The following is a 13,866-nucleotide window of genomic DNA, read 5'->3' as shown; positions in this document are numbered from 1 at the left end:
GGTCAGAACTCCAGGTTGAACCGGCCATAGTAGAAGCCGCCGCTGATGCCGTAGGGGGCGTAGCCATTGTAAAGGCCACCCGCGAGCCGGTTCACCAGCTTCAGCTTGTTGGGGTAGGTGTTGAGCAGATTGTTCGCGCCGATCGACAGCTTGACGCCCTTGGCCAGCTTGTAGCCCAGTTCCAGGTCGAGGATCGTCTTGGGCTTCAACTCTTCGTCGGCAAAGCCCGACGTACAGGTCGCCGACGCCGGCCCGCAGGACATCCAGTCCGCCGTGTGCAGCACTGGCAACGCCGCACGCTGCGTGACCTTGCCAAAGCGGGTGGCGCGCAAATTGGCGTTGAACGCGCCGGTTTCCCACAGGAAGTTGGCAATGAACTTGTTGCGCGGCGTGCCTTCGCTCAGGTCGCCCTGTCGGTCGCGCGCGACGAAGGAGACGCCGCTGCCACCCGTCGGCGGCGGGTCGATATGGGTGAAGACGGTCTTGTTGAAATTGGCCGATAGCGACGTCGTCAGATTGCCAAGATCGCCGAAATTGGCGCGATGGGTGGCGACGATGTCCAGGCCGCGGGTCCGGGTATCGGCCGCGTTCGAAAAGATGAGCGCGCCGAAATTACCGGCATAGCCATTGGCGTTCAGAATATCGACGACCGCCGCGCCGGACAGCGTGCCGCTCAGCAGGATGCGGTCCCGGACCTTGATCTGATAGGCGTCGACGGTGAGGTTGAAGTTGGGCAGGGGCGTCAGCACCAGCCCCGCCGAGAAGCTGGTCGATTTTTCGGGCTTGAGCGCAACGGCGCCGAGCGCCCGTGCCGCCGCGCTGTCGACCGGCAAAGCGACCACCGGCCGCAACTGGCCCACGCCGTCGATCACCACGTTGATCGTGCTGGACGAATTATAATGTTGCTGCTGGAGCGTGGGCGCGCGGAAGCCGGTGCTGGCCGTCCCCCGGATCGCGATGCCCCGCACCGGTTCTATGCGCAGCGATGCCTTGCCCGTATCGGTGGTGCCGAAATCGGAATAATCCTCATGCCGCCCGGCCAGGCCGAACTCGACGCCTTCGATGATCTTCCCCTCGATATTGCCGTAGGCGCTCCAGTTGTCGCGACTCCAGCTACCCGATCCTTCGGGCGTGAAGCCGATGACGCCCTGCGATCCGATGCCGCTGGCAAAAGTGCCGCCGCGCCATCCGCCTTCAGGGAAAATATAGCCGCCATTTTCGTAGGAAACGGAATCGCCGGGGCTGATGACGAACTTATTCTTCTTATACTCGCCGCCCACCGCGACGGAGAGCGGCCCGGCCAGGCCGATGTCGAACTCCTTGCTGAGGTCCAGATTGCTGACCCATTCGTCAAAGCGGAGCTTGCCGAGATAGAAGTTGGTCGGGCTTGCCGTCCCAAGCGACGGGTTGAGCGATGTGGTCTGGGCATATTTGACCTCATCCTGCCCATAGCTGGTGCTGAGGTCGAAATGGACGCCGCCGCCCACTTCGCCGCGCAGGCCGCCTGCGAACTGGAAATCCTCGTCATAGACGTGGATGCGTGGAATATAGCCTTCCGGATAGATGGAGATGATGTTGTTGGCCGCCGCAGGCGTGCGGTACGTCAGCCAGCCCCCGGCATGACGCTTGGAATAGGTGCCGAAACTGTAGAGTTCCATGCTTTCGCCCACCGGCATCATGGCGTCATAGCCCAGATTGCCGCCGATGACCTGCGGCTGGCCATATTTGGCGCGGATGCGGTCGGGATCGGTGTTGCGCGGGTCGCCAGTAGGATAAAACGGGTTCGCAGCCGTCGTAAGGATCGGGCTACTCCTCGTTATGGTATTTTCCTGCAACACGCCATCGCCCGACAGGTGGATATAGCCGCCGTCCGGGCCGATCGCGAAGCCCTTGTCGACCTGCCAGCGGCCCTGCCAGCCGCCATTGTCGGCCGTGCTGCCCAGCGTCAGCGCCGCGCCGCCGGCCGTGTCGTTCTTCAGGATGATGTTGACGACGCCGGCGATCGCATCCGATCCATATTGCGCCGACGCGCCGTCGCGCAGCACTTCGATCCGCTGGATCGCATTGCCGGGAATGAGGTCGAGGTCCGGGGGCGACTGGCCGTTCTGGACCGATCCGTTGATGAACAGCGTGGCGGTATTGTGGCGGCGCTTGCCATTGACCAGCACCAGCAACTGGTCGCCGCCCAGCCCGCGCAGAGACAGGGTGCGCACCGCCCAACTCGCGCCTGCGCCGTTGTTCGACACGTTGATCGAGGGGACCAGCGTGCCCAGCAGGTCGCGCACGGATTGCTTGCCGCTCGTCTCCAGATCCTTTTCGCCCAGCACGTCGATCGGCGCGAGGCTTTCGGCCACGGTGCGTGTCGTGGTGCGCGTGCCGGTGACGATGATGGGCGTGGCGTCTTCGATCGGTTCGGGGGCAGGCGCCATGGTCATTGCCGCAGGACTGATGCCGGGCAGGCTGGCCTGCGCATATTGCAGGGCCAGCGGGCTGCGGCGCGAAGCGCTGCGGCTGGCGGGGGCGGCAAGCGCGATCACGCCCGCGCCTGCGGGGGTGGAGGTCAGGTCGGTGCCGGCTAGCAGCCGCGCCAGTGCATCTTTGGTCGATAGCCAGCCCTGAATACGGCGGCTGCGGATCGCGGCCACTTCGTCATAGGGGAACAGGATACGCACGCCCGACTGGGCGGACAACTGGCGCAATGCGCCGCTCAGCGGCTGAACATGAATGTCGAACTTGTGCCGTTGCGTCAGTGTGGCATCGGTTGTTGCGGCTGCGAGAAGTTGAGTGGGCGACACGAGGCATATGGCGAGGCTGATCCCCGCCAGGGCATGGCGAATACGCATTGTCTGTTCCCCTGCTGAGACGGCATTTCATGCCGTTCTGTTACCTTAAAACGGACTAACTCATGCGTTCCGCTATCGCGAATTACGAAATTGCGACATAAAATGATTCTGATAGACTTATGAGAAGCGCAGGGCGTCGTGCTGGTCTATTCCGTCTCGACGCAATGTTGCATCGCAAAAATGTCAGCCGCCGGTCTGCAAAATCCAGCGATCGGTGCCTTCCAGCCCGATGGCCGTCAGCCGGCCGGACAGGAATGCGCCGGTGTCGATGCCGATCCGTTCCGCGCGTTCTTCCACATCCGGGCTGATGCTATGGCCGTGGATCACCATATGGGGGTGTCGGCCGCGATGCTCCAGGAATTCGCGCCTGATCCAGCGCAGGTCGGCCGCATTCTGCGCCTCGATCGGCACGTCGGGACGGATGCCGGCATGGACGAACAGATAGTCGCCGATGGCGATGCTGTCGGGCAGGGCGTCAAGGAAATCGACATGGCTGCGCGGCACATGGCGTTCCATCCAGTCGGCGATTTCCTGATCGGTCATCACCCGGAACAGGGCGGGGTCCAGGCCGTAGCTGGCCAGCGTCGTTTCGCCCTCCATGCGGCGAAAGACAGGAAGGGCGCGACCATCGCCGCGCGCGGCCAGCACGAAGACTTCCTCATGATTGCCCTTCAGGCAATGCACGTCGCCGCCGGACGCCATCAGCGCCATCGCCCGTTCCACCACGCCGCGTGAATTGGGGCCACGGTCGATCAGGTCGCCCAGCAGGATCAGGCTGATCGGCTTGCGATCGCGATCGCCGTCATCCTGACCGATCATCGCCAGCAACTGGTCGAGCAGCCCGGCACAACCATGCACATCGCCGATCGCATAGACCCGCCGGTCCGTCCCGATATCGGGCAGTGGCGCAGCGTCGCGCCTTGTCCTGCGCCAGAATGTCATGTCGGCGATAGTCGCATCACAGGCGGGGGAGAGTCACGCCCTGCTGGCCCATATATTTGCCGGCCCGATCGGCATAGCTGACCTCGCACGGCTCATTGCCCTGAAGGAACAGGAACTGGCACGCGCCTTCATTGGCGTAGATCTTGGCGGGCAGGGGCGTCGTGTTGGAAAATTCCAGCGTCACATGCCCCTCCCAGCCCGGTTCCAGCGGCGTCACGTTCACGATGATGCCGCAGCGGGCGTAGGTGGACTTGCCAAGGCAAATGACCAGCACGTCGCGCGGCACGCGGAAATATTCGACCGTGCGGGCAAGCGCGAAGCTGTTTGGCGGGATGATGCAGCAGTCGGTCTTGCGATCGACGAAATTCTTCGGATCGAAATCCTTGGGGTCCACGATCGTGCTGTCGACATTGGTGAAGATCTTGAACTCGTCCGCCACCCGCGCGTCATAGCCATAGGAGGACAAGCCGTAGCTGATACAGCCTTCGCGGCGCTGGCTCTCCACGAACGGCTCGATCATGCCGGTGCTCAGCGCCTGTTCGCGGATCCATTTGTCGGAAAGAATGGCCATGTCGTTTCAGCTCTTTGTCATGGGGCCGATGCCCAGGTCCGTCGGACCAAAGGCATGGGGGAGGAGGTCAGCGACCGTCAGGTCGAGGATGCGGTCGCCGCTGGGGGTGGCGCAATAGATGGCGAGGGTGCGGCCGGCCATCTGCTCGGCCTCGTTCATGATCTGGCGGCAACGGCCACAGGGGGTGACGAGCGCTTCCTCCCCCGCGTCCATGGCGCCGCCGACGACGGCAATTTCCGTTACGTCACCGAAACGACCCTGCGCATTGACCGTAGCCAGCGCGACCGTTTCCGCGCAGAGCGACAGGCCGTAGCTGGCATTTTCGAAGTTGCAGCCTGTGACGATGCTGCCGTCAGTCAGGCGCACGGCCGCGCCCACGGCAAAGCGGCTATAGGGCGCATGGGCGTTGGCCATCGCGTCCCGCGCTGCCGCAATCAACTGTCCAACTCGTTGTTCATTATCGTGCATCAGGGCGCCACCACATTCCATCGGACCGGACCATCGACGCCGTCGATATGCCGCATGTTGCTGGCTGTCCACATCACCCAGGGCTTGGTCGCATAATCGGGCGGGAAGAAATTGCCGTCCAGCCAGAGCGTCCGGTTGATACCGGAGCCGATATCATAAGCCTTGTCGAAATCCTCGCTGACGTTGAGCAGCACGGTCTTGCCCGCATGCCCCTCGACCAGATTGACCAGCGTGTTGAGTTCCGAAAGCAGCAGGTCGCGGTTCGGCCGGGCGGTGCAGGCGGGCGTGAAGGCCAGGCGGATGACCGGCGGCAGCGCGGCATTGTCGCGCGGCACGGTGGTCATGAACCGGGTCGCCTGATCGCTGGCAAGGCGGCAGGGAGTGAATTCGATCAGCGCGCCATAGCGCAGCCCCGCCGCCCGCGCCCCGCGCCAGTTGTCGGCGAAGGCGGAGTCCCGACGATCGGCGGCATCGCCGGCGCGGATATAGGCGAAGTCTGCCCCCTGCGCCGCCAGCGTGCCCCAGTCGACTGGGCCATTGTCCGCACTGATGCTGACGCCCTGTACCGGATATTGATCGCGATCGGGCGCCCAGGCGCGCGCATAGAGCCACAGCGCCAGGGCCAGCGCCGCGACCACCGCCAGTCCCGCCCCGATGCGGACCAGCAGGCCACCCAAAGTCACAACCCTGATCGTCTTACCCCTTGATATGCAGCACGCAGATGAGCGTGAAAAGTCGGCGGGCCGTGTCGAAATCGACCTCGATCTTGCCCTCCAGCCGTTCCTTCAGCACCTCCGCCGCGTCGTTGTGGATGCCGCGCCGGGCCATGTCCACCGTCTCGATCTGTTGCGGTGATGCGTTGCTGATCGCCTGATAATAGCTGTCGCAGATGGCGAAATATTCGCGGATCGGCCGGCGGAACCGGCCAAGGCCCAGGATGATCGCTTCCAGCGGCGTGTCATCGTCCCGGTTGATCTCGATCGCCAGCCGTCCATCCTCGACCCGCAGGACCACCTTATAGGGGCCGGCATAGCCGTCGGGATGGGCTCGCTGGGGTGCGAAATGATTGTCTTCCAGCAGGTCGAAAATCGCGATGCGCCGTTCCTGCTCCACGTCGGCGTTGCGCCACAGGATCGTGCGCTGGTCCAGCTGGATGTCTATGATGCGCGGATCGGCCATATGTTAGCGAACTGTCAGTGCGGCGATGTGCGCTGAAAAGCAAGCGGGACTTATCCACAGATGCGTGGGTTTAGCCCCTTGCGCCCACCCGGCCGGGAGAGGAAAGAGGGCAGATGGTCGAACTGCTGAAAATCAATCCCGCCGAACAGGGCGGAACCGAGCTGCCGCGCAATGTCGAAGCGGAGGCCGCGCTGCTGGGCGCGATCATGATCGACAATCGCATTGCCGAGGATGTGCAGCTCAAGCTGAAGGCCGAACATTATTTCGAGCCACTCCATGGCCGCATCTACGACGCGATCATGCGCCTGCTGGACAAGGATATGGTCGCCAATCCGGTGACGCTCAAACCCATGCTGGAACAGGATCCGGCGCTCAAGGAACTGGGCGGCGCGGCTTATCTGGCCCAACTCACCGGCAATGGTGCGGCGTTGATCGGCGCACGCGATTTCGCGACGCAGATCTATGACCTGGCCTTGCTGCGCCAGCTTGTCAGCGTCGGTCGGGAACTGGTTGAAAACGCGATGGACACCAGCGAGGATGTCAATCCTCGCGAGCAGATCGAAGCCGCCGAAGTCGCGCTCTACAAAGTGTCCGAAGGTGAGGGTGAGTCGGGATCGGTCAAGAGCTTTCTAACGGCATCGACCGCCGCGGTGCAGGTGGCGGAACGTGCGCTCAACAGTGGCGGCCATGTGTCGGGTATCACCACCGGCATCAACAGCCTGAACGCGAAGATCGGCGGTCTGCACAATTCCGACTTGATGATCCTGGCGGGCCGTCCTGGCATGGGCAAGACGTCGCTTGCCACCAACATCGCCTATAACGCAGCATCGCGCTGGCTGCGCGACAATGGCGACGGCATCCCGCCGGAAAAGAACATGGGCGCCAAGACCGCTTTCTTCTCGCTCGAAATGTCGGCGGATCAGCTCGCGACCCGCGTTCTGGCCGAACAGTCTGGTATCTCCGGCGAAGCGCTGCGTATGGGCAAGATCAGCCGGGCGGACTTCCAGAATCTGTCGCGCGCTGCCCGCGACTTGCAGGAATTGCCGTTGTTCATCGACGACACGCCCGGCCTGACGATTGCGGCGCTGCGTACCCGCGCGCGTCGCCTGAAGCGCCGCCATGACGTCGGCTTCATTGTGGTCGACTATCTCCAGCTGCTCCAGGGCACCGGCCGCGGCAACGAAAATCGCGTGAACGAGATTTCGGAAATTTCCCGTGGTTTGAAGACCCTGGCGAAGGAACTCCATGTGCCCGTGCTGGCCCTGTCGCAGCTCAGCCGTGCGGTGGAACAGCGCGAGGACAAGCGACCGCAACTGTCCGATCTTCGCGAATCCGGCTCGATCGAGCAGGACGCGGACATGGTCTGGTTCGTGTTTCGCGAGGATTATTACGAAGCCGCCAAGGAGCCCAAGCCCGACGACGAGGCCGCCTACGCCGCGTGGAAGGAGAATATGGAGCGCATCTATGGCCTGGCCGAGGTGATCGTAGCCAAACAGCGCCACGGCTCCACCGGGCGCATCCGCATGAAGTTCGACGCCAAGATCACGCGCTTCTCCGACGTGGCGGACGACAGCTATCAGGATCTGGATTACGAGTGAGGGAATGGGTCGAATGATCTGTTCCCCGGCGCAGGCCGGGGTCCAGTTCCACGATCGAGACTGGACCCCGGCCTGCGCCGGGGAACGCCCTTATCCCTTGGCCACCGTCGCCCGAATCATGGCGCGCTTTTCCAGCATCGATAGCGGCATCGCTCCTTCCTCAAGGATGGCGTGGAACTGCTTGATATCGAAGTCCTTGCCGAGTGACGCCTGCGCGTCCTGACGCGCCTTGCTCCACACGCCATGGCCGACTTTGTAGCTGGTCGCCTGACCCGGCTGGGTGCAATAACGTTCGACTTCGCGCTGGCAGCGGGGGCGCGCGAAGCCGGTCTTTTCGACCATATAGTCGGTCGCCTGCTTCACATCCCATTTCTTCGCATGGATGCCGGTGTCGACCACCAGCCGCGCCGCACGGAACAGGAAGGACTGGAGATAGCCGGCCCGGTCGATCGGTGTCGCATAGCCGCCCAGTTCGTCGGCTAGTTGCTCGGCATAGAGCGCCCAGCCTTCGGTATAAGCGCTCATGAAGGCGGTCTTGCGCAGCATCGGCACGTCGCCCGCATTTTGCGCGGTCGAAATCTGGAGATGGTGGCCCGGCACGCCCTCATGATAGGTGAGCGAGGGGAGGCCATATTTCGGCCAGTCTCCGACATCCTTCAGGTTGATGAAGTAGATGGCCGGACGCGATCCATCCAGAGCAGCGCGGTTATAATAGCCGTTGGATGCGCCATCCTGAATTTCCACTGGCACCGCGCGGATTTCCAGCGCGGTGTCAGGAATGGTGGTGAAGGCGTTGGGCAGTTTCGCCTTCATGGCGTCGACGTCGCGATTGAGTTGAGCGAGCAAGGCGGTCCGGCCTTCCACGCTGTCGGGATAAAGCTGCGTAGGGTCGACATTGAGCGCAGAGAGGCGTTCGCCGATCGACCCAGCGGTGCGGCCGGCGCCCTTCAGGATCACGTCAAGCTGAGCAGAAAGGTCCGCGACCTGCTCCAGCCCCATGGCGTGAATCTGGTCGGCGGTCAGGTCGGTCGTGGTAGCGCTCTTGAGCGCAGCAGCATAGATTTCGTCGCCCCGTGGGGTCCGCCATATGCCATCGCCTGCCGCCGTCTTGCCGCGCAGCGCTTCGATCGCGGCGATCTGTTCGTCCAGTGCTGGATAGATGGATTTTTCGACCACGGCGGCCGCCTGTGACTGCCAGTCACCGGACAATCCTTTGGCCGCAGCGCGCTTGACCAGAGACTGGACCATCGAACTGTCGGCGGCAGGCTGCCCGCGCAGCTTTTTCATCTGGCCCAGCGTCAGGTCGAGCGACCAGCCCGGCGCCAGATAACCGCGCGCCGCATCGTCCCGCTGGAGTGCGGTATCGGTTCGCAGATTGCGGGCGAAGGCCTCCAGCCGCGCGACATAGGCATCGCAATCGGCCGTAGCATTGATGGTATGGGCAGTGGTGAGGAAGTCGGGCGTGGAGAAATAGCTGCCGCCCTGCTGGAAGATGCGATAGGGGCGTACCGCGCTATTGAGGCCGAATTTGGCTGGCGCGACGGTTTGCTGGTCGAGCGCGTAGAGAATGACGTCGAGATTCAGTCGCTGCGAGTCGGACAGGCTGGCGGTCTTATATCCCTCCAGTTCCTTGATCGCGGCCTGCGTCGCGGCCAGCCGCTTCATCATCGCCGACTTGCTATTATCGTCCAATTGGCTCTTCGCGCCTGCACGACCACCCTTGTCGAGGCCGAGGCTCGTGACGAAAGCAGGCGACAGGTCAAGCTGACGCTCGAAGATCGCGGCGAAGGTGGCGGAAAGGCGGGCATCGTCAGCGCCCGCCGTCTGGGCAAGGGCACGGGGCGTTGCAGCGGTCAGGGCTGCTGCACCACTGGTGGCGAGAAATTGACGGCGATCCATGGGCGACTCCCTTATGTCTTTGACAATAAGGCCGAGTGTATCGCGCGACTGGCACGATCCGTCCAGCCGATTGCAATATTGTTACGTGGCCGAGACAGATTCAGTGCTTGGGTAGCTCGAACCGCTTGGCAAGGCCGTGATAGAGCCGTTCCTTGCTGACTAACTGCGCCGAGAAGTCGGCGACAAGGGCAGCGGCGAGCAGCGGCATCATCAGGCCGCGGCTCGCTGTTGTTTCGGAAATGATGATGACAGCGGTGAGAGGCGCACGCACGACGCCGGTGAAATAAGCGACCATGCCCAGCAGCACGACAGCACCTTGGGGGTAGGTCGGGAAGAGACTCCGCAGCATGTCGCCAATGCCTGCGCCGACCGACAGGGATGGCGCGAAGATGCCGCCGGGCAGGCCCGATACTGCCGTCGCCAGTGTCGAAACGAACTTGGCTGCGCCGAACCAGAGCGGGACGTCATCGCCGCTGATGACGTTGTGGGCGGTTTCGTAGCCGGTGCCCCAGGTGAGGCCGGTCGTCACGCCGACGATGGCGACGATGCCACCGCAGCCCAGCGCCATGATGACCGGCCGCGCGCGCAGCCATGCGATGGGGGCGAGCGCTGTCGTGCCGGATGCCAGCATCAGCCGGGAAAAGAGGCCGCCGGCGATGCCGCCCAGAAAGCCGGCCACGGGCGCTGCGATCAGCGCGTCATGGACGCTGAGCGTCTGGCGCATGACGCCGAAATAAACATAGTCGCCCGCCAAACCCAGGCTGACCATGCCGGCGATCAGCACAGCGGCCATGACCAGTAACGTCATGCGCTGCTCATAGGCGGCGGCGAGTTCCTCGATGGCGAAGGCCACACCGGCCAGCGGTGTGTTGAACGCACCTGCCACGCCGGCCGCGCCGCCCGCGATGAAGACGGAGGCACGCAGGGGAATGCGCATGATCCGGTGAGAATAGCCCATGATGCTGGCGGCGATCTGTACCGTGGGGCCTTCGCGTCCTACCGACGCGCCAAACAGCAGTGTGCCGATGGTCAGCCAGAATTTGACGAAGGCGGTGCGTGCCGACACCAGCGCCTTCATGCCCTCGTCCGGATTGCGGGCGGCAGCGATCACCTGGGGTATGCCCGAACCCTTTGCAGCGGGCGCCAGTTTCATGGTGATCCATGCGAAACTGGCAAAGCCCAGAGGTGTGAGAATCAGTGGTAGCCACCAGCACCATAGCACCAGTCGGTGGAAGAGCCCGCCGGCATGATCGGCCAATTCCGCGAAGAGCAATGCAGTCAGGCCAACCAGCACGGCACCGGCCAATATGGCGATGCGACGCCGCCAGATCAGTGCTTCGGGGCCATGGCGGCGCATCAGGATACGCAGCCGTCGCCGATAGAGGCGCAGCCGTGCGATCACCAGAAATCTGCCATGTTGTTATCTGCCTGCGCTGCGACCCATCAGGCCAGGTTGGCGGTGCCATAGCGAGGCATGGCGGGGCATGGAACCCCGCCGGCCAATTTTGCCGCAGAAATATAGATCAGAAGGCTGGCAGGTTCGCCGGATCTTCCGGGTCGGCCGCCGGGATGGGCGTGACGGGTGAATGGATGCCGCACTCCACCTTGTCCCAACCGCGCCAGCGACCCGCGCGGGGGTCTTCGCCTGCCTTTACCTTCGACGTGCAGGGTTCGCAGCCGATCGACAGATAGCCCTGCGCCTCCAGCGGGTGGCGGGGGAGGTTTTCGCGATCGAAATAGGCTTCCAGATCGGCCTTGTTCCAGTCGCCCAGCGGGTTGAGTTTCAACCGGCCGTCCTCGACCTCGAACCGGGGCAGGTTCTGGCGCGTCACCGACTGGAACGCCTTGCGGCCGGAAATCCAGGCGTCCAGGCCGTCCTTGGCGCGCTTCATGGGCTCGACCTTGCGAATTTCGCAGCATCCGTCCGGGTCGTAGGACCAGCGCAGGCCCGTCTCGTCCTTCTTCGCGATCACGTCCGCGATCGGGGCCACGGTACGGCTGTCGGTGAAACCGAAGCTGGCGATGAGCGTATCACGATAATTCAGCGTTTCGGCGAACATCTTGAGCGTATCGACGAAGATGACCGGCACGTTCTTGTCCGCCTTGGCCACCAGATCGAGCAGCACCGCGCTTTCCGTGCCGAAAGAGGAGACGACGGCGACATTGCCGGCAAGCTTCTCCGCAAACACGGTCTTGAGCATGGTCAGCGTGTCGACGCCCTCGAACCGCGCGTTGAGCGCATCGGCTTCTGCCTGCGTGAAGGCGGGACGGGCATCGATCACGTCGATCTGGCGGGCTGGTTCAGCCATTGATTGTCTCCGGATGCCGTTTCGCCCAGACGGGCTGGCGGCCATCGATCGCTTTTTGGTAGACGTCGGCATAACGATTAAGCGCGCGATCCACCGCTGCATCGTCCAGCGGCTTTGCGGGATGGAAACTGTCGAAACCGCAGCGGCGCATGGCGTTAATCTGATCGACCAGCACATCGCCCACGGCGCGCAATTCGCCCTGGTAGCCCGATTCCCGCAGGATGCGCGCGGCCGAATAACCGCGCCCGTCGCCATAGGCGGGGAAATTCACCTCTACCAGCGAGAGCCGGTCGAGATAGGGCAGCAGTTCGCGGGCATCCTCGCCCGCTTCGATGCGGACGGCGGTGGCGTTGGTCTGGCCGGTGAAGGATTCGACCGTTACCGCCGGCTCCTGCGTGGTTTCGCCGTCGCGGAAGGACAGGAACTCAACCATAGATCGCCTCCTTGAAGGGCTTCATGCCAAGACGGCGATAGGTGTCGAGGAAGCGCTCGCCGCTTTCCCGCTGAGCGAGATAGAGGTCCGTGACCTTCTCGATCGCATCGACCACGCCATCCTCGGAAAAGCCGGGGCCAGTGATCTGTCCGAGCGATGTATCTTCCGCGCCCGATCCGCCCAGCGATAGCTGGAAATTCTCCACGCCCTTCCGATCGACGCCCAAAATACCGATATGGCCGGCATGATGATGGCCGCAGGCGTTGATGCAGCCGCTGATCTTCAGCTTCAATTCGCCCAGTTCCGCCTGACGCTCAGCCGCAGCGAAGCGCTGCGCGATCTTCTGCGCCAGCGGGATCGAGCGGGCGTTGGCGAGTGCGCAATAGTCGAGGCCGGGGCAGGCGATGATATCGGTGATGAGATCGAGATTGGCCTCGGCCAGACCAGCTTCCTCCAGCTTCTGCCAGATGGCGTAGAGGTCGGTCTTCTTCACATGCGGCAAGACCAGATTCTGCGCATGGGTGACGCGCAGTTCATCAAGCGAATATTGCTCGGCCAGCGTCGCGACCAGTTCGATCTGTTCGGCCGAAGCATCACCGGGTATGCCGGTCAGCGGTTTGAGGCTGATATTGACGATGGCATAGCCCGGCGCCTTGTGCGCGGCGACCTGCCGGTCGACCCATAGCGCAAAGGCCGGATCGGCAAGGTCGATCTCCTCGTCAAGGCCCGTGTCATAGGCCGGGTTGGCGAAAAATGCCCGGATGCGATCCAGTTCCTCGGTCGGCGGATTGAGGCCAAGGGTGCGCATATGGGCAAACTCTTCCTCGACCTGACGCTTATAGTCCTCGACGCCGATCTCGTGGACCAGGATCTTGATCCGCGCCTTGTACTTGTTGTCGCGACGACCGTAGCGATTATAGACGCGCAGGCATGCCTCCAGATAAGAGATAATCTCTTCTTCTGGCACGAAATCGCGGATTTGCGGCGCGACCATGGGCGTGCGGCCCATGCCGCCGCCAGCATAGACTTCGGCGCCTATGACGCCATCCTTCGACACCAGCTTCAGGCCGATATCGTGCAACTTCATCGCCGCGCGATCATCGTCGCTGGCGATAACGCAAATCTTGAACTTGCGCGGAAGATAGGTGAATTCCGGGTGGAAGCTCGACCATTGCCGCAGCAGTTCGGCCCAGGGGCGGGGGTCCGCCACTTCGTCGGCGGAGACGCCGGCATATTGGTCCGAACTGATGTTGCGGATGCAGTTGCCGCTGGTCTGGATGGCGTGCATCTCCACCGTCGCCAACTCGGCAAGGATGTCGGGCGCATCGGCCAGCTTGATCCAGTTGTACTGGAGGTTCTGGCGCGTGGTGAAGTGGCCATAGCCCTTGTCGTACTTGGCCGCGATCTCGCCCAGCTTCCGCATCTGCTTGCCGCTCAGCGTGCCATAGGGAATGGCGACGCGCAGCATATAGGCGTGTAACTGGAGATAGAGGCCGTTCATCAGCCGCAACGGCTTGAACTGATCCTCGGTCAGCGCGCCGGTCAGGCGGCGCTGCACCTGATCGCGAAATTCCTCGACACGGGCGTCGACGATGGACTGGTCATAGCTGTCATAGCGATACAT

The 13,866-nt window shown here is 63.0% G+C and carries 12 protein-coding genes; 1 reads left to right on the top strand and 11 read right to left on the bottom strand.

Translation table 11 applies throughout. From position 1 onward, the window contains the following. Positions 1-2 precede the first annotated feature (2 nt). From ASE85_RS01315 to ASE85_RS01290, 6 genes are all read right to left on the bottom strand, one after another. A complete protein-coding gene (locus tag ASE85_RS01315; protein WP_056682262.1) occupies positions 3-2,843 on the bottom strand; it encodes a TonB-dependent receptor plug domain-containing protein in 2,841 nt (946 codons plus the stop codon). 183 nt (positions 2,844-3,026) lie between these two features. Then, a complete protein-coding gene (locus ASE85_RS01310) occupies positions 3,027-3,785 on the bottom strand; it encodes a metallophosphoesterase family protein (RefSeq protein ID WP_056682260.1) in 759 nt (252 codons plus the stop codon). Between the two features lie 16 nt (positions 3,786-3,801). Then, positions 3,802-4,356: a dCTP deaminase gene (gene dcd, locus ASE85_RS01305; RefSeq protein ID WP_056682258.1), complete on the bottom strand. Its 555-nt coding sequence runs from the start codon at positions 4,354-4,356 to the stop codon at positions 3,802-3,804. A gap of 6 nt (positions 4,357-4,362) precedes the next feature. Next, positions 4,363-4,824 carry a cytidine deaminase gene (locus ASE85_RS01300; protein ID WP_056684193.1) on the bottom strand — a complete coding sequence of 154 codons (462 nt, stop codon included), beginning with the start codon at positions 4,822-4,824 and terminating at the stop codon, positions 4,363-4,365. Further along, a complete protein-coding gene (locus tag ASE85_RS01295; protein WP_443018461.1) occupies positions 4,824-5,507 on the bottom strand; it encodes a GH25 family lysozyme in 684 nt (227 codons plus the stop codon). The genes ASE85_RS01300 and ASE85_RS01295 overlap by 1 nt, the downstream gene beginning before the upstream one ends. Positions 5,508-5,520: 13 nt before the next feature. Further along, positions 5,521-6,003 carry a UPF0262 family protein gene (locus ASE85_RS01290; RefSeq protein WP_056682255.1) on the bottom strand — a complete coding sequence of 161 codons (483 nt, stop codon included), beginning with the start codon at positions 6,001-6,003 and terminating at the stop codon, positions 5,521-5,523. A 113-nt stretch (positions 6,004-6,116) separates the two neighbouring features. Here ASE85_RS01290 and ASE85_RS01285 point away from each other — a divergent pair, with 113 nt between their 5' ends. Then, the gene (locus tag ASE85_RS01285) at positions 6,117-7,601 is read left to right on the top strand and encodes a replicative DNA helicase (protein WP_056682253.1); all 1,485 of its coding nucleotides are present in this window, start codon (positions 6,117-6,119) and stop codon (positions 7,599-7,601) included. A gap of 90 nt (positions 7,602-7,691) precedes the next feature. On the opposite strand, the gene ASE85_RS01280 is transcribed toward ASE85_RS01285, so the two are convergent. From ASE85_RS01280 to ASE85_RS01260, 5 genes are all read right to left on the bottom strand, one after another. After that, positions 7,692-9,500, bottom strand: coding sequence for a DUF885 domain-containing protein (locus ASE85_RS01280; protein ID WP_056682250.1), 1,809 nt, complete (start codon positions 9,498-9,500; stop codon positions 7,692-7,694). Positions 9,501-9,600: 100 nt separating this feature from the next. After that, positions 9,601-10,857 carry a chloride channel protein gene (locus ASE85_RS01275; protein ID WP_156358198.1) on the bottom strand — a complete coding sequence of 419 codons (1,257 nt, stop codon included), beginning with the start codon at positions 10,855-10,857 and terminating at the stop codon, positions 9,601-9,603. Between the two features lie 166 nt (positions 10,858-11,023). Next, complete coding sequence (locus ASE85_RS01270; protein WP_056682247.1) at positions 11,024-11,809, bottom strand: phosphoadenylyl-sulfate reductase; 786 nt, start codon at positions 11,807-11,809, stop codon at positions 11,024-11,026. Next, entirely contained in the window at positions 11,802-12,242 is a 441-nt protein-coding gene (locus ASE85_RS01265; protein WP_056682245.1) for a DUF934 domain-containing protein, read from the bottom strand. Before ASE85_RS01265 ends, ASE85_RS01270 begins: the two co-directional genes overlap by 8 nt. Continuing rightward, entirely contained in the window at positions 12,235-13,866 is a 1,632-nt protein-coding gene (locus ASE85_RS01260) for a nitrite/sulfite reductase (protein ID WP_056682243.1), read from the bottom strand. The genes ASE85_RS01265 and ASE85_RS01260 overlap by 8 nt, the downstream gene beginning before the upstream one ends.

This window comes from Sphingobium sp. Leaf26 (assembly GCF_001421665.1).
Taxonomy (GTDB): domain Bacteria; phylum Pseudomonadota; class Alphaproteobacteria; order Sphingomonadales; family Sphingomonadaceae; genus Sphingobium.
This window is presented reverse-complemented; position numbering and strand designations above follow the sequence as displayed.